This window comes from Streptomyces sp. NPDC046303, from assembly GCF_055588085.1.
Genome location: NZ_JBVJFA010000004.1, coordinates 228,356 through 248,976, shown reverse-complemented (window position 1 = coordinate 248,976; position 20,621 = coordinate 228,356). Strand labels below are relative to the sequence as shown.

At 73.2% G+C, this 20,621-nt stretch carries 19 protein-coding genes; 8 read left to right on the top strand and 11 right to left on the bottom strand.

Annotation, left to right across the window (positions count from 1 at the left end; all coding sequences use genetic code 11):
- Window positions 1-78: 78 nt before the first annotated feature.
- The gene (locus ACZ6I1_RS06220) at window positions 79-1,623 is read left to right on the top strand and encodes an alpha/beta hydrolase (protein ID WP_469283650.1); all 1,545 of its coding nucleotides are present in this window, start codon (window positions 79-81) and stop codon (window positions 1,621-1,623) included.
- A 57-nt stretch (window positions 1,624-1,680) separates the two neighbouring features.
- Here ACZ6I1_RS06220 and ACZ6I1_RS06215 read toward each other — a convergent pair whose 3' ends face one another.
- A complete protein-coding gene (locus ACZ6I1_RS06215; protein ID WP_469283648.1) occupies window positions 1,681-2,829 on the bottom strand; it encodes a lipase family protein in 1,149 nt (382 codons plus the stop codon).
- Between the two features lie 230 nt (window positions 2,830-3,059).
- On the opposite strand from ACZ6I1_RS06215, the gene ACZ6I1_RS06210 reads away from it, so the two are divergent.
- Complete coding sequence (locus ACZ6I1_RS06210; protein WP_469283646.1) at window positions 3,060-3,539, top strand: hypothetical protein; 480 nt, start codon at window positions 3,060-3,062, stop codon at window positions 3,537-3,539.
- Between the two features lie 90 nt (window positions 3,540-3,629).
- Window positions 3,630-6,458 carry a hypothetical protein gene (locus ACZ6I1_RS06205; RefSeq protein WP_469283644.1) on the top strand — a complete coding sequence of 943 codons (2,829 nt, stop codon included), beginning with the start codon at window positions 3,630-3,632 and terminating at the stop codon, window positions 6,456-6,458.
- A gap of 2 nt (window positions 6,459-6,460) precedes the next feature.
- On the opposite strand, the gene ACZ6I1_RS06200 is transcribed toward ACZ6I1_RS06205, so the two are convergent.
- The 5 genes from ACZ6I1_RS06200 to ACZ6I1_RS06180 form a co-directional block, all read right to left on the bottom strand.
- On the bottom strand, window positions 6,461-7,507 hold the full coding sequence (locus tag ACZ6I1_RS06200) for an AraC family transcriptional regulator (RefSeq protein WP_469283642.1): 1,047 nt from the start codon (window positions 7,505-7,507) through the stop codon (window positions 6,461-6,463).
- 65 nt (window positions 7,508-7,572) lie between these two features.
- Complete coding sequence (locus ACZ6I1_RS06195; RefSeq protein WP_469283639.1) at window positions 7,573-8,472, bottom strand: hypothetical protein; 900 nt, start codon at window positions 8,470-8,472, stop codon at window positions 7,573-7,575.
- Window positions 8,469-9,404, bottom strand: a complete 936-nt coding sequence (locus ACZ6I1_RS06190) for an ABC transporter ATP-binding protein (RefSeq protein ID WP_469283637.1) — start codon at window positions 9,402-9,404, stop codon at window positions 8,469-8,471. The genes ACZ6I1_RS06195 and ACZ6I1_RS06190 overlap by 4 nt, the downstream gene beginning before the upstream one ends.
- Before the next feature lie 157 nt (window positions 9,405-9,561).
- Window positions 9,562-9,858, bottom strand: a complete 297-nt coding sequence (locus ACZ6I1_RS06185) for a hypothetical protein (RefSeq protein ID WP_469283636.1) — start codon at window positions 9,856-9,858, stop codon at window positions 9,562-9,564.
- 108 nt (window positions 9,859-9,966) lie between these two features.
- Entirely contained in the window at window positions 9,967-10,392 is a 426-nt protein-coding gene (locus ACZ6I1_RS06180) for a hypothetical protein (protein ID WP_469283634.1), read from the bottom strand.
- Between the two features lie 470 nt (window positions 10,393-10,862).
- Here ACZ6I1_RS06180 and ACZ6I1_RS06175 point away from each other — a divergent pair, with 470 nt between their 5' ends.
- Both ACZ6I1_RS06175 and ACZ6I1_RS06170 read left to right on the top strand, forming a co-directional pair.
- A complete protein-coding gene (locus ACZ6I1_RS06175) occupies window positions 10,863-12,650 on the top strand; it encodes an AMP-dependent synthetase/ligase (protein ID WP_469283632.1) in 1,788 nt (595 codons plus the stop codon).
- 87 nt (window positions 12,651-12,737) lie between these two features.
- A complete protein-coding gene (locus ACZ6I1_RS06170) occupies window positions 12,738-13,589 on the top strand; it encodes a trypsin-like serine peptidase (protein ID WP_469283630.1) in 852 nt (283 codons plus the stop codon).
- Here the strand turns inward: ACZ6I1_RS06170 and ACZ6I1_RS06165 are convergent.
- Genes ACZ6I1_RS06165 through ACZ6I1_RS06145 form a run of 5 tightly spaced genes read right to left on the bottom strand, consistent with a single transcriptional unit; the run spans window position 13,586 to window position 17,690 of the window.
- Entirely contained in the window at window positions 13,586-14,026 is a 441-nt protein-coding gene (locus tag ACZ6I1_RS06165) for an NUDIX hydrolase (protein ID WP_469283628.1), read from the bottom strand. The genes ACZ6I1_RS06170 and ACZ6I1_RS06165 overlap by 4 nt on opposite strands.
- Before the next feature lie 40 nt (window positions 14,027-14,066).
- The gene (locus ACZ6I1_RS06160) at window positions 14,067-15,338 is read right to left on the bottom strand and encodes an ABC transporter permease (RefSeq protein WP_469283626.1); all 1,272 of its coding nucleotides are present in this window, start codon (window positions 15,336-15,338) and stop codon (window positions 14,067-14,069) included.
- Window positions 15,335-16,075 (bottom strand): ABC transporter ATP-binding protein, encoded by a 741-nt coding sequence (locus tag ACZ6I1_RS06155; RefSeq protein ID WP_469283624.1) that lies wholly within the window; start codon window positions 16,073-16,075, stop codon window positions 15,335-15,337. Before ACZ6I1_RS06155 ends, ACZ6I1_RS06160 begins: the two co-directional genes overlap by 4 nt.
- Complete coding sequence (locus ACZ6I1_RS06150) at window positions 16,072-17,184, bottom strand: peptidoglycan-binding protein (RefSeq protein WP_469283622.1); 1,113 nt, start codon at window positions 17,182-17,184, stop codon at window positions 16,072-16,074. The genes ACZ6I1_RS06155 and ACZ6I1_RS06150 overlap by 4 nt, the downstream gene beginning before the upstream one ends.
- A complete protein-coding gene (locus tag ACZ6I1_RS06145; RefSeq protein WP_469283620.1) occupies window positions 17,181-17,690 on the bottom strand; it encodes a hypothetical protein in 510 nt (169 codons plus the stop codon). The genes ACZ6I1_RS06150 and ACZ6I1_RS06145 overlap by 4 nt, the downstream gene beginning before the upstream one ends.
- Window positions 17,691-17,780: 90 nt before the next feature.
- On the opposite strand from ACZ6I1_RS06145, the gene ACZ6I1_RS06140 reads away from it, so the two are divergent.
- From ACZ6I1_RS06140 to ACZ6I1_RS06130, 3 genes are read left to right on the top strand one after another with little or no spacing between them, the layout of a single operon-like run.
- On the top strand, window positions 17,781-18,440 hold the full coding sequence (locus ACZ6I1_RS06140) for a response regulator transcription factor (protein WP_469283618.1): 660 nt from the start codon (window positions 17,781-17,783) through the stop codon (window positions 18,438-18,440).
- Window positions 18,437-19,687, top strand: a complete 1,251-nt coding sequence (locus tag ACZ6I1_RS06135) for a sensor histidine kinase (RefSeq protein WP_469283616.1) — start codon at window positions 18,437-18,439, stop codon at window positions 19,685-19,687. The genes ACZ6I1_RS06140 and ACZ6I1_RS06135 overlap by 4 nt, the downstream gene beginning before the upstream one ends.
- A gap of 15 nt (window positions 19,688-19,702) precedes the next feature.
- The gene (locus ACZ6I1_RS06130) at window positions 19,703-20,587 is read left to right on the top strand and encodes a L,D-transpeptidase family protein (protein ID WP_469283615.1); all 885 of its coding nucleotides are present in this window, start codon (window positions 19,703-19,705) and stop codon (window positions 20,585-20,587) included.
- Window positions 20,588-20,621 lie beyond the last annotated feature (34 nt).

Genomic DNA, 20,621 nt, shown 5'->3' with positions numbered 1-20,621 from the left:
CAGCGGTCACGGGGGATGCCCGAGGAGGGTGCTGTGCACCGTTCCCGCCCCCGTCCCCGTCCCTGTCCCCGTAGCCGCGTGCGCGGCGGTTTCCGGGTCGGCGCGGCCTGCGTACTGGTCCTGGCCTGCCTCGGCGCGGCCCCCGGGCCGGGTCCCGCCCCCGTCCCCGCGTCCGGTCCCGGTTCCGTCCCCGCGATCCGGTGGGGTGACTGCCCCGAGCGTCCCGTACCCGCCGGGATGCGGTGCGGGACCGTCGAGGTGCCCCTCGACCACGCCGCCCCCGGCAAGGGCACGGTCGAGATCGCCCTGGCCCGGATACCGGCCACCACCACCGACCGCACGAAGCGCCTCGGCTCGCTCCTGCTGAACTACGGCGGCCCCGGCAGCCCGGGCCTCGCGAGCCTGGCCGCCGACCCCGATGCCTTCGCCGACCTCGGCGAGCACTACGATCTCGTCGCCTTCGACCCGCGCGGGGTCGGCCACAGCGAGCCCGTCTCCTGCGGCGGCTCCCAGCAGGCCGAAGAGGAGGAAGGCGCCGGCGCCGCCGCGCAACTGGCCGCCCTGCGCGCCGTGGCCAGGCGCTGCGAGCTCGCCTCGGGCCCCGTCCTCCCGTACGTCGGGACCGTGCACGTCGCCCGCGACATGGACGTGATCCGGCGGGCTCTGGGCGACAAGAAGCTCCACTACCTCGGCTTCTCCTACGGGACCCGGCTCGGCGCCGTCTACGCGGCGCAGTTCCCCCGCAGCACCGGCCGCATGGTCCTCGACGGGGTCGACACCCTCACCGAGCCCCTCGCGGAGCAGGCCCTCGTCTCGGCGCGCGCCCAGCAGCGGGCCCTGGACCACTTCCTGTCCTGGTGCGCCCACCAGCAGGACTGCGTGTACGGGACCAACACCCGCACCGCCAGGGAGAAGGTGGCCGCCCTGGTCACCCGGCTCGACGCGGAGCCGCTGGTCGGCCACGACGGCTCGTACGTGACCGGGCAGGACCTCGTCGCCGCGATCGGCACCGCCCTGTACTCGCCGCTGATGTGGCCCGCGCTGGCCGGCGCGCTGGCGACGGCCGAACGGGGCGGCGACCCGGCGGAGCTGCTCCAGCTCGGCGGGCCGACGGTCCCGCCCGGCGCGGAGGCGCAGGACGCCGGCCCCGGGACGGTGCCCGCCGACAACACCGAGGCCGCACTCGTCGCCGTGAGCTGCGCGGACGACCCGGACCGGTCGAACGGCAAGGCCGGACCGGCGGCCATCGAGAAGGAACTGGCCGCCCTGAAGGACGAGTTCCGCAAGGCCTCGGAGATCTTCGGGCCGCGTCAGCTGATGACGGTGCTCTCCTGCTACGGGCGTCCCGCCGGTACCGACTTCATCCGGCGGATCGACCGCCCGGGGGCACCGCGGATGCTGCTGGTCGGCACCCGCGGGGACCCGGCGACCCCGTACGAGTGGACGGAGGAGACGGCGAAGCGGCTCGGTACGGCGGTGATCGTGGACTACAAGGGGGAGGGGCACACCGGTTACGGGTCCTCCCCCTGTGTACGGGAGTACGTGGACCGCTTCCTGCTCGCCGGGCGGCTGCCGTCCGGGACGCGGTCCTGCCCCGCCGCGGGGGGACACCCCCAGCGGTAGCCGCAGGGTGACCGGCGGGGCGGGGCGGGGCCGAACGGGGCGGGGTGGGGCGGGCCGTCAGCAGTTGGCGTGTGTGGCGCGCCCGGCGAAGCGGTCCGCGAGCCAGTTGCCGACCGCGAGCGACTGGGTGATCACGCCGCTGACGTGCTCACCGATGACGATGGTGTCGAACTCGAGGTTCGCGCCCTTCGCGCACCATTCGGAGCGCAGCGCGCGGCCCACCCCGTACGGAATCAACTCGTCGCCGAGCGCGTGGTACTGGTACACCGGCGCGGCGGGGGCGGTGCGCCCGAGCCTGCTCTGGTTCAGCCGGGCCTGCCAGTCCGGCTGGTCGAGGGGGTTGCGCGTGGTCAGGTCGGAGATCCGCTTGAAGGAGCCGGCGATCGCGTCGATCGCCACGCAGTTCTCCTTCATGCCGGCGACCAGCAGTTTGCCGACGGGGTTGAGGTAGGAGTCCAGCTTCAGCTCGGGGAAGGCGGCGTCCTGGCCGGCCGCCGCCATGAAGATCAGCCCGGAGCCGAAGGAGCCGTTGTTGAACTCGGCCACCTTCATCAGGTCGGCCGGGACGCCGCCGGTCGCCGTGCCCTTGACCTTCAACTCCGGGGCGTACGAGCCCTGCAGCTCGGCGGCCCAGCTGCTGGCCTGGCCGCCCTGGGAGTAGCCCATGATGCCGATCGGGGTGTCGGCGGGGAGACCGGCCTCCGGGAGGCGGATGGCTGCGCGGGCGGCGTCGAGCATGGCGTGCCCGGCCGAGGGGCCCACGGTGTAGGTGTGCACGCCCGGGGTGCCGAGGCCCTCGTAGTCGGTGACGACCACGGCCCAGCCGCGCAGGGTGAGTTGCTGGATGAGGTTGGCCTCCATGGCGGTGCCGTACGGGAGGTTGTTGCTCGGCGCGCAGGAGTCGCCCATGCCGACGGTGCCGACGGCGTACGTGATGAGCGGGCGCGGGCCGGTGCGGCCGTCCTGCGGGACGATGACGGTGCCGGAGACGGTGTTCGGGGCGCCGTCGGCGGTGGTGGAGCGGTAGTGGATCTTCCAGGCCTTGGTGTGGGTGGGCTGGCCGGGCAGCGGATGGAAGGCGGACGGGGCGCTGCTGACGAGGTCTCCGGGGCGGGCGGTCTCGGCGGCGGCCGCGTCGGTCACGGGGACGGCGGCCGACAGGGCCAGGGCGGCGACGGCGGCCAGGGCGGTGCTTCGGAATCGCATGGGCGGCTCTCCCAAGGGTCCGGGTGGGGGAAGTGGGTGAGCCGAAGGTAGTGACCGACCGGTAGGAAGGTCGCTGACCGCGCAGCTCAGCTTTCCTGGCCGGGAGTCGCAGGCCTTGTCCCGCGGGGCGCGGGTGCGGTACAAACGCGCGACATGCCGGGGCGGGAATCAGCCATCCGGGTGGCCGTACACCATCTATTTGACGTGAACACACCATCTTGGGGGATTCCGTGGCCGGACGCGGCGAGAAGTTCAAGCAGCGGGCGACGCTCTGCCTGCTCCTCACCGGCATAGCGGCCGGCGTCTTCTTCTTCGTGGGCAGCGCCTCCCAGAAACCGACGGGCTGGGGCGCGGCCTACGCCTTCGGCTCCCCGGCCACCGTCGAACTGCCCTCGCGCTGCGGCACGGAGACCTTCGTCCGGGGCGGCAGCGGGAGCCGGGGCACCGCAAAGTGCGAGGGCACCCGGTGGACGGCCGGCGGCGGCCCGCACACCGGCACGCTGTACGCGTACGCGGACGAGATCACGAAGGACGGCAGCGGGAAGCTGGCCTTCACGGGCGAGGCGCGGGGTCTCGGCGACCGGGTCTACGGCAAGCCGGAGACCTGGGAGACCGCGCTCCACCTCGGCACCCTGGGCGTCGCCGCCCTCGGCCTCCTCGGCCTGCTGCTCTCGGCGGTGGCCGCCGCCTTCGGTCCCCGGCGCCGGTGAATCCGACCCCGCACGGGTGTGCGACGATCGCTCGTCGCACATCACCCTGGGGGGTTCATGCCAACGAGTTCGGCGTCAGCGAGACGCCCGATGTCCACCGTTCTGACGTGCCTGTTCGCCGTCCTCGCCGCACTCCTGCTGCCGGTGGGCGCCGCTCAGGCCGCACCGGCCGCCGAGGACTGCGTCGTCGTCGCCGAGGGACGGTACACGGGCGACTTCACCGAGGGCGGGCAGACGCACTGCCTGCGGCTGCCGAGCCCGCAGGGCGCCCGGATCGCCGCCCTCACCTCGCGCGGCGGCGCGGGCGTGAGCGTCCAGGTCGAGGTGGTCGACCGGAACGGCGCCGCACAGTGCGAGGCCGGCGATCTCGTCCGGGGCGAATGCGTCCTGACCGGAACGGCGCCGTTCCGTGCGCTGGTGCACGCCGACGACACCGCCGCGACCGGCCCGTACGGCGTCCACTTCGTCCGTACGGACGTGCTCCAGGCGGGCTGTCAGGTCCTGCCGTCCGGGAGCTTCGCCGACGACGCGGCGGCCGTGCGGCTGGAGACCGGCAACGGCGTCTTCTCGCACTGCCTGACCATTCCGGCGGACGCGCATTCCACCGCCGAGCTGCTCCGCATCCGCTACGGCCTCCCGGACGACACGGAGCTGTACCCGGACTACGCGATCACCCTCATCGACACCGACGGCAACGGGCCCTCCTGCTACAACCACCCCGCCCCGGGCCAGCAGCTCCGCACGGACGGCCTCTCCAGCTGCTCCTTCGCCGCCGGCAAGGCGTACACCGTGCTCCTGGAGGGCCAGGACGCCCCGCGCAGCCACACCCTGGACCGCCGGGACGTCACCGCCACGGCCCAGGGCTGCGCCGCCTCCGCCGCCACGGCGGTCGGCGCCCCGGCCACGACCGGCACGTCCGGCGCGAACGGCACCCTGCGCTGCCACCGCATCACCACGGCCGCGGCCACGGACCGGCTGCTCGTCAACGCCCGGGACGCCCACGACAGCACGCACATGCTGGTCATGGACAACACCGGCGGCATCTCCTGCCACCAGAAGACCTGGGCGTGCACGGTCACCGGATCCACCGGCTACCAGGTGGTCACCCAGGTCCCGGAGAACTGGTCCCTGCCCGCCTCCTACCGCCTCGACGCCTGGCGGATCGCCACGGCTGCCGGGCCCGCCCCCGAGTGCACGCGCGCCGGGTCGATCGCGTACGGGTACGGCCCACTGACCGGGACGCTCTCCGCCGAGCGCACCGGCGTGTGCGCCACCCTGCAGAGCGTCTCGGGCGACCGGTTCAGGGTCGACGTCACCGCCACGGACGGCGGGACGTCCACCCCGGAGCCCGCGCTGTACAGCGGTGCCGGTACCAACCTCTGCATGGGCAGCTCGTCCCCGTACACCTGCCAGGGCACCGGCGAGAACGTGTTCGTCCTCGCCCTGCCGGACGAGGCGGACCGTACGGCGTACCGCGCCGAACTCGTCTGCACCACCGCGCCCTGCGGTACCGAGGAGCTGTCCGTCGGGACGGTCACGCCGAACACCGCGCAGAGCGGTACGGTCGCCACCCTCACCGTGACGGGCACGGCGCTGGGCATGAACACCACCGTCCAGCTGACCGGCGGCCCGGCGCCGCTGACGGCCAAGACCGTCTCGGTCTCCGCGGACGCCCGGACGCTGAAGGCGACCGTGGATCTGCGCACGGCCCCCGCCGGCCACTGGAACATCAGCGTCATCGCGCTCGGCAGCCAGTACCCGCGCGGCACGCTGACGGTGACGCCGCCCGCGGGCTCCGGCCAGGGCACGTACAAGCCGATCACGCCGACGCGTTTGATGGACACCCGTGAGGGGCTGGGTGTGCCGAGGGCGAAGGTGGGTCAGGGCGGGACGGTGACCTTGCAGGTGACGGGTACGGCGGGGATTCCGGCGAGCGGGGTCACGGCCGTCGTCCTGAACGTCACGGCCACCGAGCCGACGTCCAGCAGCCATGTGTCCGTGTACCCGAACGGTACGACCCGCACGAGCGCGTCGAACCTCAACTTCACGGCGGGGCAGACGATTCCGAATCTGGTGGTCGTTCCGGTGGTGAACGGGAAGGTCAGCTTCTACAACAACGCGGGCTCGGTCGACCTGATCGCCGACGTGGCCGGTTACTACACGACGGACGGCTCGGGTTCGACGTACAAGCCGATGACGCCGACGCGTTTGATGGATACCCGTGAGGGGTTGGGTGTGCCGAGGGCGAAGGTGGGTCAGGGCGGGACGGTGACCTTGCAGGTGACGGGTACGGCGGGGATTCCGGCGAGCGGGGTCACGGCCGTCGTCCTGAACGTCACGGCCACCGAGCCGACGTCCAGCAGCCATGTGTCCGTGTACCCGAACGGTACGACCCGCACGAGCGCGTCGAACCTCAACTTCACGGCGGGGCAGACGATTCCGAATCTGGTGGTCGTTCCGGTGGTGAACGGGAAGGTCAGCTTCTACAACAACGCGGGCTCGGTCGACCTGATCGCCGACGTGGCCGGTTACTACACGACGGACGGCTCGGGTTCGACGTACAAGCCGATGACGCCGACGCGTTTGATGGACACCCGTGAGGGGCTGGGTGTGCCGAAGGCGAAGGTGGGTCAGGGCGGGACGGTGACCTTGCAGGTGACGGGTACGGCGGGGATTCCGGCGAGCGCGGTCACGGCCGTCGTTCTGAACGTGACGGCCACCGAACCCACCACGGGAAGCTACGTCTCGGTCTATCCGAACGGCACGACCCGCACGAGCGCGTCGAACCTCAACTTCACCGCCGGGCTGACGATCCCGAACCTCGTCGTCGTCCCCGTGGTGAACGGGAAGGTCAGCTTCTACAACAACGCGGGCTCGGTCGACCTGATCGCCGACATCGCCGGCTACTACACCTCCTGACGCTAGCCGCCGGAGGTGAGGCGGTAGGCGCCCGGGGTCGTGCCCGTCCAGCGGCGGAACGCGCGGTGGAAGGCCGTGTCCTCCGAGAAGCCCAGCCGGGCCGCGAGTTCCGCGATCGGCTCGCCGCTCTCCGCCAGGCCCGCGATCGCCGCGTCCCGCCGGACGTGGTCCTTCAGCTGCTGGAACGAGGTCCCCTCCTGCTGCAGCCGGCGCCGCAGCGTCGCCGGGGACACGGCGAGGCGCGCCGCCACCTCCCCGAGCGCCGGCAGCCGCGGCGAGGCGCGCAACTGCCGGGTCAGGGCACGGCGGACCTGCTCCGCGACCGTGGTCCCGTACTCCGGCCGCGACAGCAGGTCGAAGGGGGCGCGGCGCAGCATCGCCTCCAGCGCCGGCTCGTCCCGTACCAGCGGCGCGGTCAGCCAGTGCGCGTCGAAGGCGGCGCCCGTACGGCTTTCCCCGAAGCGGACCGGGCAGTCGAAGAGGATCTCGTACTCGTCCTTGTGCGGCGGCGGGGGGTACGCGAACGCCGCGTACGCGAGCGGGATGCGCCGGCCGATCAGCCAGCTGCTCAGCCGGTGCCAGATGGCCAGCACGCACTCGGTGAGGAAGCTCCCCCGGCCACCACAGGGAGGGACCCCCATGGCCCCCGCCCCGTCCCGTGCGAAGTCGTTGCGCACCGTGAACCGGGCTTCCGCGCCGACGACTTCGAGCGCCAGCTCCGGCCCGCCGGGGAACAGTCCGTAGAACGCGGCCGCCCGCTCCATGGCCGCGCCCAGGTCCCGGCAGCCGAGCGAGGCGTAGCACATCATCGCGAAGGTGCCGGGCCGGCTGGGCACCGGGCTCAGGCCGAGGAACTCGTCCTGCGTGATCCGGTACAGCGCGCGGAACAGGCGGGCGAACTGCGCGGGCGTGATGCGCGCCCGGTCGTCGCCCAGCAGCAGCGGCGGGATCTGCGCCTCCTGGAGCAGCGGCACGGTGTCGATGCCGCTGCCGCGGGCCCCCGCGAGCACGGCCCGCACATGGTGCACGGTGATCGTCCGCTTCCCCATGGTCCGACGGTAGCTCCCCGCGCCGCCGTGCGATACGGAAGCGGCCGACCCCGGTTGCCGCCCGGTCAGCCCGTCTTGGCGTCCCGGCGGCAGTACGCCCAGCAGCCCACCGCCGCGATCGCCGCGGTGTACAGGCAGAACACCAGCGTGGCCGTGCCCGTCGACAGGTGGGATCCGACCAGAGCCTGCGCGAACGGCCGGTCGTCGGCCGGGTAGGCGGAGACGTCCGTCAGCATGGCCCGGCCGGCCGCGAACGGCAGCCAGTCGCCCACCCCGTCCAGCCCCGGCAGGTAGCCCAGTGCCCCGCCCACGAGGCGCTCGACGATCAGCGGCCACATGCACAGGACCAGCACCGGGATGATCCGGCTGCGGACCAGGGACACCAGTGCCAGGCAGAACAGCGCCCAGCAGCCCATCCACAGGGTGAAGCGCAGGGCGGGCACCAGCACGCCGCCCCACTCGGGTTGCGGGGCGCCCTTGACGGCCAGGACGGACGCGGAGGAGAAGGCGCCGAGCAGAGCGCTGCCGGCGGCCGTCGCGGCCGCCACCAGGAAGCCGACCAGGCACTTCGCGGTGTAGGCGGTGAGGCGTCCGTTCACCGCCAGCCATGTCGTCCGCGCGCCTCCGCGCACCAGATCGGTCGAGACCGGGCCGGTGCCCAGGACCAGCAGGAAGAAGCACAGGGCCGGCACCTGCGTCGCGAGCGGGGTCCACGCGATCACGTCGGCCATGGTGGCCGGGCTGATCCGCTCGCCCGCGTCCAGGTCGAGCAGCACGGTGATGCCCGTCAGCAGGCTCAGTGCCGCCACGATGCCGAGCAGGATCCACGTCGAGCGCAGCCCCGCCAGATGCCGCCACTCGTAACGGCAGGCCCGGCGGAAGGCTTCGGCGGGGCTGACGGCCACGGGGGCCGGCGGGGCGGGGGGAGCGGCGGTCTCGGGGACCGCCGGTGCGGATGACCTCACGAGATCTTGAACTCCTCTTCCGCGATGGCCAGGTAGAACTCCTCCAGCGACGGGCCCGCCTCGTGCAGCCAGTACAGCGGCAGGGCGTTCTCGGCCGCGAGGGTGCCGATGCGTACCCGGTCCAGGCCGGTGATGCGCGCGCCCGCGCCGCCCGTGGGCGTGAGCCGGCCGTCGCACGCCTCGACGAGCCGGGCCAGCCTCGGCAGATCCGGTGACTCCACGGTCACCACGCGCCGGTCGGCCGCACGGGCCAGCAGCTCGGACATCGGCGAGGAGGCCACGACCCGGCCGCGCGACAGCACGGTCACGCGGTCGGCCAACTGCTCCATCTCGCCGAGGAAGTGGCTGGAGACCAGGACGGCTCGGCCCTGGTCGGCCTGGGCGCGCAGGAACTCCCGCAGCCAGCGGATGGAGTGGGGGTCGAGGCCGTTCGCGGGTTCGTCCAGGACGAGCACGGGCGGATCGCCCAGCAGGGCCTGGGCGATGGCGACGCGCTGGGACATGCCGAGCGACAGCTGCTCCAGGCGCAGTCCGCCGGCTTCCGTCAGGCCGACGGTGTCCAGGAGTTCCTCGACGCGGGCGTCCGGTGCGGCGGAGCCGGCGGCCACCATGCGCAGGTGGGTGCGGACGCGGTGCTTGGAGTGGCCCGCGACGCCGCCCAGGACGGCGCCGACGACGGTGCCGGGCGCGCCCCAGGCGCGCAGCGGGCGCCCGAGGTAGCTGGTGCGGCCCTCACCGTGCAACAGGCCCAGCATCAGCTGGATGGTGGTGGACTTTCCCGCGCCGTTCGCGCCGACGAAGCCGGTCACCTCACCGGCGCGCAGGGTCATCGATACGTCGTCCAGGACCCGCTTGGGGCCGAAGGAGCGGCCGAGGCCTTCCGCCTCCACCAGTACTCCGCCCGGCTCCGTATTCAGGGAGCGGCGGTTCATGTAGGGTCTCCCTGCGTTATCGCAAGGGGGAGGAAACCCGCACCAGGCGACCTGAACAGGCGTGGAAACCGAAGGGTTGTCACCCGCGGGTTTCTTCCCCCGATTGTCTTGCTCAATTGCGGATCCCATTCGGATTTCTGTTACGGCGGCCGGGCTTTCAGGACGACAGGGCGAGGCGTGTCAACTGCGCCGCGAAAACCGCGTGCGCGAGAACGCACATCACCAAGGGTCCGAGCGTGCGCATTCCGTGCCGGCGTACGGCCGACCAGCCCACCGCCAGCAATACGGCGGCCAGGGCGCAGCACACCCAGGAGATCACGAGCCACGGCGTGGTGCGGTCGGTGAACTGGTTGATGGCCGATGCCGGCGCGAGCGCCAGCAGGGGCAGGGCCCACGTACTTCCGCCGACGGCGCGGGCGGCGCGGGCAGGGGCCGTGGAGTTGGTGTCGGTCATCCCGGACGCTCCGTCTCTGCGTGTCTCCGTAGCGGGGCAGGTCCGCCACGGGTAGCGGGCCGGGCCCGCCCGGGGAGTACCCGGACGGACCCGGCCCACGCCACTCGATCAGTGGAGGGCGTTGTAGATCTCAAGAAGGGTCAGGCCCGGGGAGATGGCCGCGAGAGGGGCCCGCACCCACCAGGACAGGCCGTCGTACCACTTCTTGAAGTCGCTGAACTTGCCGCCGATGGCCTTGGCGAAGCCGCCGACCTTGCTGAAGGCGGCCCGGATCGCGCTCCACTTGCTGGCAGCGGAGAGCTCGCCATTGACGATCTTGTTCATCTCGGTCCGCTCGGCGGCCGTGAGCTCGGCGGCCAGCGGGCCGGCCAGCAGGGTGCGCGCGGCCTGCTGGGCCTCGGCCTGCTGGGTGGCCGAGATGCTCTGGGGCGCCGACACGGATGCGGTCGAGGCCTGGGCCAGGCCGGCGCCGCCCCCGAGGGCGATGGCGGCGACGGCCGAAACGGCCGCCATCCGCAGGACGTTGCGATTCATTTTTGTTTCCCTTGCGTTGTCGCAAGGGGGAGGAAGCCCGATGGGCAACCTGAACAGGCGTGGAAACCGAATGGTCCCCCCGGACTTCTTTTCCCCCGATTACTTGGTCATTGCCGAACCGCTCTTGGTCAGAGAGAAGTCCGACGGTGTGCTCGGCGTCTTGGCCTTCGAGCGCCGGGCACACGTGAACGTTACCCACAAGACGATCACTTGGCCACTGTCCGATTGGTCAACAGGCATGTGGGGGCAGGGCGTTCAGGCGTCGACCTGCGTATTCCCGTCTTGGGGCGTGCTTTACCCGGCACGGCTTGGCCGGAAAGAGACTCTCGTGGCCGAGAAAGGCCGGTCCCCCCGGCCGCTCGGGGGCCGGTTGAGCGCAGGAGTCAGTGCGGGTGACGCTTCCGGTCATGCCGCCGGGCGGTGCCGGATGCCTAGCGTCGGGGGTCACCGACTCCCCGGGAGGGCACGCCATGGACACCGACGCCGACGACGGCCGGCCGAGCACGCTGGCGCGGTTCACCCAGTGGACCGAGGAGCGGTACGGGCCCGAGACGGCCCTCAGGTTCCGGGCGCCGGAAGACGGCGGCTGGCAGACCCGCACGTACGGGGAACTGGCCGCGGAGGTACGGGCCGTCGGGCGGGCGCTCCTCGGCCTGGGCGTGGCCGCGGGCGAGCGGGTGGCCGTACTGGCGGAGACCCGGCCGCAGTGGACGTACACCCACTTCGGGGTGCTGGCGGCGGGTGCGGTCCTCGTCCCCGTCTATCCGACGGCGGGGGAGGAGGAACTCGCCTGGGTGCTGTCGGACTCCGAGGCGGTGGTCGTGGTCTGCGACGACGCGGCGCAGGCGGCCCGGGTGGAGGCCCTTCGGGCCGGACTGCCCGCGCTGCGGGCGGTGGTGGAGATGGATGCGCTGCCGGGCCTGCCACAGGCAGCGGAGGAGGAACTCCTCGCGCGCGCGGCGGCCGTCGTGCCCGGCGCCGACGCGTCGATCGTCTACACCTCCGGCACCACCGGCCTGCCGAAGGGCTGCCGCCTCACCCACGGCAACCTGGGCGCGATCCAGGACGCCACCCTCCCGCTCGTCAAGGGCGGCCCGGGGGACTCCACGTACCTCTACCTGCCGCTCGCCCACCTGCTGGCGCAGCTGATCCAGTTCACGACGCTGCTGGAGGGCGGGGAGCTCTGCTACTTCGGCGGCAGGATCGAGGACGTGCTGGCGGAGCTGTCGGAGGTCCGCCCCACCCACCTCCCCTCCGTTCCCCGGCTGTTCGAGAAGCTCCACTCGGTGGTGCTGTCCCTGGCGGAGGCCGAGGAGGGCGGCCGCGCACGCCTCGAGGAGGCGGTACGGCTGGGCGTCCTGGCAGCGGAGGGCCGGCTGCCGGAGGCGCGGCGGGAGGAGTACGAGGCGGCGGAGAAGTCGCTGTACTCCCTGGTCCGGGGCGCGTTCGGAGGCCGCCTGAAGTGGGCGCTCACCGGCGGCGCCCCGATCGCCCCGGCGACCCTGGACCTCCTGCGGGCCTGCGGGATCGCGGTGTACGAGGGCTACGGGATGACGGAGTCGGGCGGAGTCATCTCCCTCAACCACCCGGACGCGGTCCGGTACGGGACGGTGGGGCGCCCCATCGCGGGCTGCGAGGTGCGCATCGCGCAGGACGGGGAGGTGCTGGCGCGCGGGGCGATGGTCTTCCCCGGCTACCACGCGAACGAGGCGGCGACGGCGCAGGCGCTCGACCCGGAGGGCTGGCTGCACACCGGCGACGTGGGCGAACTGGACGCCGACGGATACCTGCGCATCACCGGCCGCAAGAAGGAGATCGTCATCACCTCGGCGGGGAAGAACCTCACCCCCACGGAGGTCGAGTTCGCCATCCAGCGCTCCCGCTACGTCTCCCGCGCCGTGATGATCGGCGACCGCCGCCCGCACCCCGTGGCCCTGATCACCCTGGACGCGGAGGAGATCACGGCCTGGGCGGCCCGCGAAGGCCACGACCTGGGCGGCGCGCCGTCCACCCATCCGGCGGTCCGCGCCCTGATCGAGGCGGCGGTGGCGGAGGCCAACGCCACGGTCTCCCGCCCGGCCCGCGTCCGCGCCTTCCACGTCCTGCCGGAGGACTTCACGATCGCGGCGGGCACCCTGACCCCGACACTGAAGCTCCGGCGGAGGGCGGTGGCCGAGCGGTACGCGGCGGAGATCGAGGAGCTGTACGGAGGAGCCCACGGGGTGCACGGGGTGCACGGGGCGCACGGGGGGCCGTGAGGGGGCCGGCCGCGGCGGGATCCCGCGCCGCTTGCACCCGGCCCCGCCACCGGGGCATGCTTCGCCGGGGCCAGCGGAAGGATCATCATGTCGGTGGACAAGCGGACCGTCGTGACCGTGGTGCTGTGTGCCGCGGCCGCCTTGGGGGCCTCGGCGGCGATGGCCGAGCTGGTTCCGCCGCCGGAGGCGGGCGCGCCCGCGCGGGCGAAGGCCGGGCCCACGGCGCCGGCGGCGTCCCCGTCGCGTTCGCAGGCGGCGAAGCCGCAGCTGTCCACCCCGCCCAAGAGCACACTGCCGCCCGCCGTCACCCCGCAGCCCGGCGGGCCCGCGGCCTTCACGGGGGCCCTGTTCACGAACGGCCTGGACAGCGACCACTTCTGCACCGCCACCGTGGTGCAGAGCCCCGGCCGGAACCTGATCATCACCGCGGGGCACTGCCTGCTCGACGGGGACCAGGGCGCCGGCACCGCCGTCTTCGTGCCCGCGTACGCCAACGACGTCGCCCCGTACGGCACGTGGAAGCTCGAGGAAGTCTTCGAGGACGAGCGCTGGGCCGAGGGCACTGACGACAGCTACGACCTCGCCTTCGCCCGCCTGGCCCCCGACGCCTCGGGCCGCAGGATCGAGGACGTGACCGGCGGCGCCGTCCTGGACACCAGCGGCCGCTCGGGCGAGGAGGTCACCGTCACCGGCTACCCCGGCGACCGCAAAGTGCCCCGCACGTGCACGGCGGTCACCGTCCGCGAAAGCGCGACCGAACAGCGCTTCGACTGCGCCGACTTCCCCGGCGGTACCAGCGGCAGCGCCTGGATCGCCCGCGACGGAAAGATCATCGGCATCCTGACCGGCGGCGACACGGACGACGTGTCGACCAGCACCGTCCTGGGCGACTACGCCGCCTCGCTGTACGCCAAGGCCACGGCCGGGGCCCGCAACTAGGCGAGCAGCCCCAAGTGCACCGGCTCGGCCGGTGCGTTCGCCAGGAGGTCCGGCAGGCGCGGCGGCCACAGGGGCTCGCCCAGGGTGGCCAGGCGCTGCCGGGGCAGCCACTGCCAGTGGATGCCGGGGTCCTCCAGGACCGGCTCGCGGTGCGGGCCCGTCGTCAGGTAGATGTGCTCGTGCTGGCGGACCGGGATCCCCTGGTGCGTGAAGTCGTGCTCCCAGGTGCACAGCAGCCGCCCGGGCTCCAGGTCGGTCCAGCCGGTCTCCTCGCGCAGTTCGCGCCGTACCGCCTGCTCGGGGCTCTCGCCCGGGTCGATCCCCCCGCCGGGCGGCAGCCAGTGGATGCCGACCTCCACGTTGTCCTCGCGGAAGAGGAACACCGAACCGGCGGGGGACAGGATGACAACGCGCGCTGCGTGACGTGGAGTTCGCATCGGATCAGCGTACGCCGGTGATCCATCCGGGCGTCGGGGATTATCCCGCCGCCAGCGCCAGCGTCGGGGACAGCCGGGCGGCCCGCACCGCCGGGTAGAGGCCGGCCAGGGTGCCGATCGCCAGGGTGGCCGCGAAGCCGCCGCCCACCGCCCACAGGGGGACCACCCAGGGCAGGTCGCCGGCCCGTGCGTAGACGGCCGTGGCCGCGGCGCCGAGCGCGATGCCCGCCAGACCGCCGAGGCCGGACAGCAGCAGGGACTCCGTGACGAACTGGATCCGGATCTGCCCCTTCGTGGCGCCCAGCGAGCGGCGCAGGCCGATCTCGTGGCGGCGCTCCAACACCGAGATGATCATGGTGTTGGCTACGCCGACCCCGCCCACCAGCAGCGCGATCCCGCCCAGGCCCAGCAGCAGGGTGCTGAAGGCACCCTCCGTGGCCGCCTTCGCCTGGAGCGCGGCCGACGGGTCGCTGACCGCGACCGCGCTCGGCGTCTGCGGATTGGCCGTCTGGGCGATCAGCTTCCGCACCTGCGCCACCCGGTCGTCCGCCGACCGTTCGTACACCGCCGTCGGGTGCCCGTCGAAGCCCAGCAGCCGCTCGGCCGCGTCCCAGCCGATCAGCGCCGAGCGCTCGATCTCCGGAGCCAGCGGCACCGGCGCCAGGATGCCGATCACCGTGAAGTACCGGCCGCCGATGAACACCTGCTGGCCGGGCTCCGTGATGCCCAGGCGCCGCGCCGAGACGTCGCCGAGCACCACCGACGGGTAGCGGCCGGTGGCCCCGTTGAGCCAGGTGCCGCTGCCCATCCGGGCGCGCAGCGTGCCCAGCAGGTCGTCCTTGGCCGCCTTCAGCACGATCCCGCCCGTCTCCTCCTCCGGGATGTTCTCGGAGCGGCGTACGGACTCGGCCACGTCCCCGGTGGTGCCGACCGACTCGACCCCCGGGATACGGGAGATCATGCCCGGGGCCTCCTTGGGGAGTGTGGTGTCCTGCCCGCTGAACATCCCCTGCCCGGGCGTCGCGACCAGCATGTTCGTGCCGAGGCGGTCGAGCTCGCGCAGCAGTTTGGCCTGGCTGGACGAGGAGATCCCGACCACCGCGATCATCGTCGCGATGCCGATGGCGATGCCGAGCGCGGACAGGAACACCCGCATCGGGCGCGAGCGCAGACCCGCCGATCCGACGTGCAGGACGTCCAGGGGAGACAGCCTCGGCGGGGTCGGCCGCCCGGTACGGGAACGCGTACGACGGCTCGTACGACTGCTGCGGCCGCTGCGGCCGCTGCGGCCGCCACGGTTCGTGCGGCTCATCCCGCCACCCCCGCCCCGGCCGCCGCGTTGCGGACGTCCGCCACGATCTCGCCGTCCCGGATGCGCACCTGGCGCGGCAGGCTCGCCGCGATCTCCTGGTCGTGGGTGATCACGGCGATGGTGGCCCCGGCCGCGTTGAGCTCGTGCAGCAGCTCCATCACCGACTCCCCGGACGCCGTGTCCAGCGCGCCGGTCGGCTCGTCGGCCAGCAGCAGGTCCGGGGCGCCCGCCACCGCGCGGGCGATCGCCACGCGCTGCTTCTGCCCGCCGGACAGCTCGTGCGGCCGGTGGTCCAGCCGGTCGCCGAGCCCGACCCGCTCCAGGGCCCGCTCCGCCCGGCGGCCCCGCTCGGCCCGCGAGAGGCCGGAGTACAGCAGCCCCTCGGCGACGTTCGCGCGGGCGCTGATCCCCGGCACCAGGTGGAAGGACTGGAAGACGAAACCGACGTGCCGGGACCGCAGCGCCGACAGCGAGCGGTCCGAGAGGGCCGCGACATCGTGACCGGCGATCCGCACGCCGCCCGCCGTCGGCCGGTCCAGGGTGCCGACGATGTGCAGCAGGGTGGACTTCCCGGAACCGGACGGGCCGACGATCGCGAGCAGTTCGCCGCTCGAGACGGTCAGGTCGACCCCGCGCAGGGCCGCGACCCCGCCCGGGTACTCCTTGGTGACCCCGGCCAGTTCCACCACCGGGACGGGCACGGGAACGGGTACGGGTTCGGGATGCGTGTGCGTCATAGCTTCGGGATCCCCACCTGCATGCCCTCCTCGAGGGCGCCGCCGGTCACCTCGACCCGGCCGTTGCCGAACATGCCGAGCTCCACCTTGACCTCGCGCGCCCTGCCGTCCTCGACGACCTGCACGCCGAAGCCGCCGCCGGCCAGCGCCAGCAGCGCGTTGACCGGTACGGACAGCACCCCCTTGCGGGTCTCGCCGGTCAGGCCGACCGACACCGGGGACTGGTCGGGGGCGGTCACCTCGGCGGGTTTGTCCAGCGCGACGACCACCTCGACCTTGGCCTTCTTGTCGCCGCCGCCGCCCGAGCCCCCGCCCGAGCCGCCGCCCTCGCCCTTCTCGTCCGGACCGGCCGTGCCGCCCACCGAGTCGACCTTCCCGGTGGCGGTCGCTCCGCCGGGCAGCCGCACGCTGACCTGCTCGCCGGCCTTGGCCGCGCCCGCCTTCGCCGCGTCCATCCGGAAGCGGACGACCCGCTCGGTGCCGGTCAGGGTCATCACCGGCTTGCCGGGCCCCGGCTCGTCACCGACCGCGGCATCGTTCTTCCGCACCCGCTGCGGCCCCGACGCGAAGACGAGGTCCTCCTTGGCGACCTCGCCCGTCTCGGACATCTTGTGCGCCTTCTGCCACCGCTTGACCGCCGTCGCCGTGCCGGCCGTGAAGGTGCCGTCCTGCGGGTCCAGCCCGGTGCCGTACCCGAGCGCCTGGAGGTTGCGTTTGAGCTGCTTGACGTCCTCGCCCTTGTCACCGGCCTTCAGCGGCCGGTACATCGGCGTGGACCCGTACATCAGCCGCACCGCCCTCCCGTTGACCTCGTACAGCCTCCCGTCCCGCTCGACCGCCGTGCCCTCGCCCGCGACCCAGGTCAGCACGCCCGGCCCCGCGGCGTTGACCTTGCGCTCCTGCGCGTAGCCGAGGGTCCCCTCCACCTGGAGGCCCGAGCTGAGGTCGCCGCGCTGCACCGGCGCGGTCGCCGGCGGCAGGCCGGCTCCGCGCTGCTCGCCGCTGTCCGCGCTCTCCTGCTGCGGCTGGGCCATGACCGCGTACCCGCCGCCCGAGGCGGCGAGTACGACGGCCAGCGAGCCCAGCAGCCACTTCCCCGGCTTCCTCACGACCGGGCCGCTTCGCACTTCTTCTGGGCGTCCTCGAAGGCCTTCTCCTGGCCCGGCGGCACCTCGATGCCGGTCCGCATGCCGCCGTTGTACTCAGGGTCCTTGAGCTGGACGCCGTTCTCCCGCATGCAGCGGATCCACGTGAGCTCCTTGTCCTTCTCCTCCTGGGTGGGCTCCTTGCCCGCGCCCGGGCCGCCCATCCCGCAGGCCTTCATGGCCTCCTGCATCTTCACCGGGTCGACGCCGCCGCCCACCGTCATCGCGCGCGGGTCCTGGCCGGGCTTGGGGTCGGGCGCGTCTATGCCGTGCTCGCGCAGGCACTGGCGCATCTTCACGGCGTTGTCCGCGTCCGTACCCGAACCGGATCCGGAGCCGCCGCCCGAGCCGGAGCCGCCGCCCGACGCGGAGTCCTGCTTCCCGCCGGCCGAGCCGTTCGCGCAGCCGGTGACGGCGAGGGCGATGCCGGTGACGGCCGCGGCCGTGGTCATGATGAGGGATCGCTTCATGGGCCCGACCCTGCGGCAAAGGCGCCTTTCGCTTCCCTCTCCGCCCGTGCTTACAACGCCGAAACACCGCTCTCGGGTAGAGAGGACGGCATGCGCGTACTGGTGGTGGAGGACGAGGAATTCCTCCGGGAGATGATCGCCGAGGGGCTGCGCCGCGACGCGCTGGCCGTCGACGAGGCCGGCGACGGACTCGAGGCCCTGGAGCGGCTGCGCCTGGGCGCGTACGACGTCCTCGTCCTGGACCGCGACCTGCCCGGCCTGCACGGCGACGAGGTCTGCCGCCAGGTGGTGCGCGAGCGGCTGCTGACCCGCGTCCTGATGCTGACCGCGTCCGGGACCGTACGGGACCGGGTCGAGGGACTGGGCCTGGGCGCCGACGACTACCTCACCAAGCCCTTCGCCTACGACGAGCTCCTCGCCCGCGTCCTCGCCCTGGGCCGGCGGGCCCGCCCCGCGCTGCCGCCCGTACTCGAGCGCGCCGGGGTCGCCGTCGACACCGCCCGCCGCAGCGCCACCCGCGACGGGCGCCGGCTCGCCCTGTCCCGCAAGGAGTTCGCCGTCCTGGAGGCGCTGTTGCGCGCCGACGGCGCGGTGGTCGGCAACGACGACCTCATCGAGGAGGTCTGGGAGGAGGACACCAGCTACTCCACCAACGCCGTCCGGGTCACGCTCAGCAAGCTCCGCGCCAAACTGGGCGAGCCGCCGCTCATCGAGACCGTGCCGTGCTCCGGCTACCGGATCGCTCCGTGAGGGGCGTTCCGCCCGCTCTGCGCACCGAGCGCGGGCGGCTCACCACCCTGTACGGGGCGCTGCTGCTCCTGGCGGGCGGCGGGCTGGTGGCGCTGGTGTACGTGCTGGTCGGGCAGGGGCTGTACGCGAGCGTCAGCGGGGCCGTCAGCACGGTGAGCCCCGCGTTCCGCCTGCAGGAGGGGCAGAAGGCGGACGCGGGCGGCCGCCCGGAGCCCGCCCGGACCATGGCACCGGGCGAGTCGCCCACCCAGGAGGAGCTGCAGTCGTACGCCGTCACCCGCAACCTGACGAACGCCGTCACCGAGGCCGCCCAGCACCGGCTGCTGACCGTCTCGCTCATCGCCCTCGCCGTCTTCGCCGTCCTGTCGATCTGGCTGGCGTGGTGGATGGCCGGCCGGGTCCTGCGCCCGGTCGCGGTGATCACCGGCACGGCGCGGCGGCTGTCCGGCGAGAACCTGGACGAGCGGATCGCCCTCGACGCCCCGCCCGGCGAGCTCAAGGAGCTCGCCGACACCTTCGACGCGATGCTGGGGCGGATGGAGCATCTGGTCTCCGCGCAGCGGCGGTTCGCGGCGAACGCGGCGCACGAGCTGCGCACCCCGCTCGCCGTGCAGCGGGCGGCTGCCGAGATCGGGCTGGCCGGGGACCCGTCGCCGGAGCGGGTCGCCCGGATCCGCGAGCGGCTCATCGGCGTCGCCGACTCCAGCGAGCACCTCATCGAGTCGCTGCTGCTGCTCGCGGTGTCGGAGGAAGGGCTGGAGTCCACCGGCCGGGTGGACCTCGCGGCGCTGGCCGCCGCCGAGCTGGCGGCCTGCCCGCAGCAGGGTCTGACGGTCGAACACACCCTGCGCCCGCTGACGGTGACGGGTGACCGGACCCTGCTGGGCCATCTGGTCCGCAACCTGCTGGCCAATGCCGTACGTCACAACCGTGCGGGCGGCCGACTGGGCCTGGCCACCTCCACCGAGGGGGAACTGACGGTGTCCAACACCGGCCCGGTGATCGATCCGGCCGATGTGCCCCGGCTCCTGGAGCCGTTCCGGCGGAGCGCGGAACGGCAGCACACCGCAGGTGAGGGCGCCGGTCTGGGGCTTTCGATCGTCGCCTCGATCGCGCGGGCGCACGGGGCGGAACTGGCGGCGCGGGCCAACCCGGCGCCGGACGGCGGGATGACGGTATCGGTCCGCTTCCCGGCGGCAGACCTTCCGGCGGCAGGGCAGCGTTCAGCCGCAGTGAAGGGCGGCTGAGGTACGGTCGGTTCAATGAGCAAGCACCGCCGAGCCCGCTCCCGCACGTTCCGTACGCCGCGTACGACTCGTGCGGGACGTTCTCGTACGTCCTCGCCCACCTCCCGTCGCCTGGCCCTCGCGGCCACCTTCAGCCTGCTGACCTTCGGGGCGGGCTGGGTGTACGCCCTCGACGACAAGGCCGTCGGCACCTCCTCGCAGGCGAGCGCCGACTCCCGTCCCCCGGCCGCGGACCGCGCGGCGCGCGACGCCCACCGGCAGGCGCCCCAAGGCGCCCCGCAGGCCGCGCCCGAGGCCGCGCCCCGGGCTCCGCTCCAGGGGCTGACCGGCATCAGCGCGCAGACCCTGGCGAAGATCCCCGCCGAGTCCCGCCAGCTCATCCTGGTCACCGGCAAGGCCGGGGACTCCTCGGAGTCCACCGCCGCGCTGTACACCCGTCCCGCGGCCGGCGCGGACTGGGTGCGGGGCGAGAGCTGGCCGGCCCGCAACGGGGCCAAGGGCTGGTCCACGGAGCGCACGTACGGGGACCTGACCTCCCCGCAGGGCGTCTTCGCGCTCACCGACGCGGGCGGGCTGCTTCCGGCGCCGCCCGGCACCCGGCTCCCGTACGACAAGGACCGCTCCTTCGTCGCCACGGGGCGCGGGGTGAACGGGGAGTCCCTCGCCGGATCGTTCGACTACGTCGTGGCCATCGACTTCAACCGCAGGCCGGGGAAGTCGCCGCTCGACCCGGTCAAGCCGGAGGGCGAGCGCAAGGGCGGCAACATCTGGCTCCACGTGGACCACGACGGGCCCTCGCAGGGCTGCGTCGGCATCCCCAAGCAGGCGATGAAGAAGGTCCTGGAAACCCTCGACCCGGCGGCGAAGCCGGTCATCGTGATGGGTCCGGAAGGCTTCTGACCGGCTTCGCCGTCACCCGCTCCAGGGCATCTTC

What these genes read in the sequence shown, in the direction of transcription:
- ACZ6I1_RS06215 (WP_469283648.1), bottom strand. Translation starts at nt 2,829, where the DNA reads ATGCGATTCCGAAGCACCGCCCTGGCCGCCGTCGCCGCCCTGGCCCTG.
- ACZ6I1_RS06205 (WP_469283644.1), top strand. Translation starts at nt 3,630, where the DNA reads ATGTCCACCGTTCTGACGTGCCTGTTCGCCGTCCTCGCCGCACTCCTG.
- ACZ6I1_RS06200 (WP_469283642.1), bottom strand. Translation starts at nt 7,507, where the DNA reads ATGGGGAAGCGGACGATCACCGTGCACCATGTGCGGGCCGTGCTCGCG.
- ACZ6I1_RS06190 (WP_469283637.1), bottom strand. Translation starts at nt 9,404, where the DNA reads ATGAACCGCCGCTCCCTGAATACGGAGCCGGGCGGAGTACTGGTGGAG.
- ACZ6I1_RS06185 (WP_469283636.1), bottom strand. Translation starts at nt 9,858, where the DNA reads ATGACCGACACCAACTCCACGGCCCCTGCCCGCGCCGCCCGCGCCGTC.
- ACZ6I1_RS06180 (WP_469283634.1), bottom strand. Translation starts at nt 10,392, where the DNA reads ATGAATCGCAACGTCCTGCGGATGGCGGCCGTTTCGGCCGTCGCCGCC.
- ACZ6I1_RS06175 (WP_469283632.1), top strand. Translation starts at nt 10,863, where the DNA reads ATGGACACCGACGCCGACGACGGCCGGCCGAGCACGCTGGCGCGGTTC.
- ACZ6I1_RS06170 (WP_469283630.1), top strand. Translation starts at nt 12,738, where the DNA reads ATGTCGGTGGACAAGCGGACCGTCGTGACCGTGGTGCTGTGTGCCGCG.
- ACZ6I1_RS06165 (WP_469283628.1), bottom strand. Translation starts at nt 14,026, where the DNA reads ATGCGAACTCCACGTCACGCAGCGCGCGTTGTCATCCTGTCCCCCGCC.
- ACZ6I1_RS06160 (WP_469283626.1), bottom strand. Translation starts at nt 15,338, where the DNA reads ATGAGCCGCACGAACCGTGGCGGCCGCAGCGGCCGCAGCGGCCGCAGC.
- ACZ6I1_RS06155 (WP_469283624.1), bottom strand. Translation starts at nt 16,075, where the DNA reads ATGACGCACACGCATCCCGAACCCGTACCCGTTCCCGTGCCCGTCCCG.
- ACZ6I1_RS06145 (WP_469283620.1), bottom strand. Translation starts at nt 17,690, where the DNA reads ATGAAGCGATCCCTCATCATGACCACGGCCGCGGCCGTCACCGGCATC.
- ACZ6I1_RS06140 (WP_469283618.1), top strand. Translation starts at nt 17,781, where the DNA reads ATGCGCGTACTGGTGGTGGAGGACGAGGAATTCCTCCGGGAGATGATC.
- ACZ6I1_RS06130 (WP_469283615.1), top strand. Translation starts at nt 19,703, where the DNA reads ATGAGCAAGCACCGCCGAGCCCGCTCCCGCACGTTCCGTACGCCGCGT.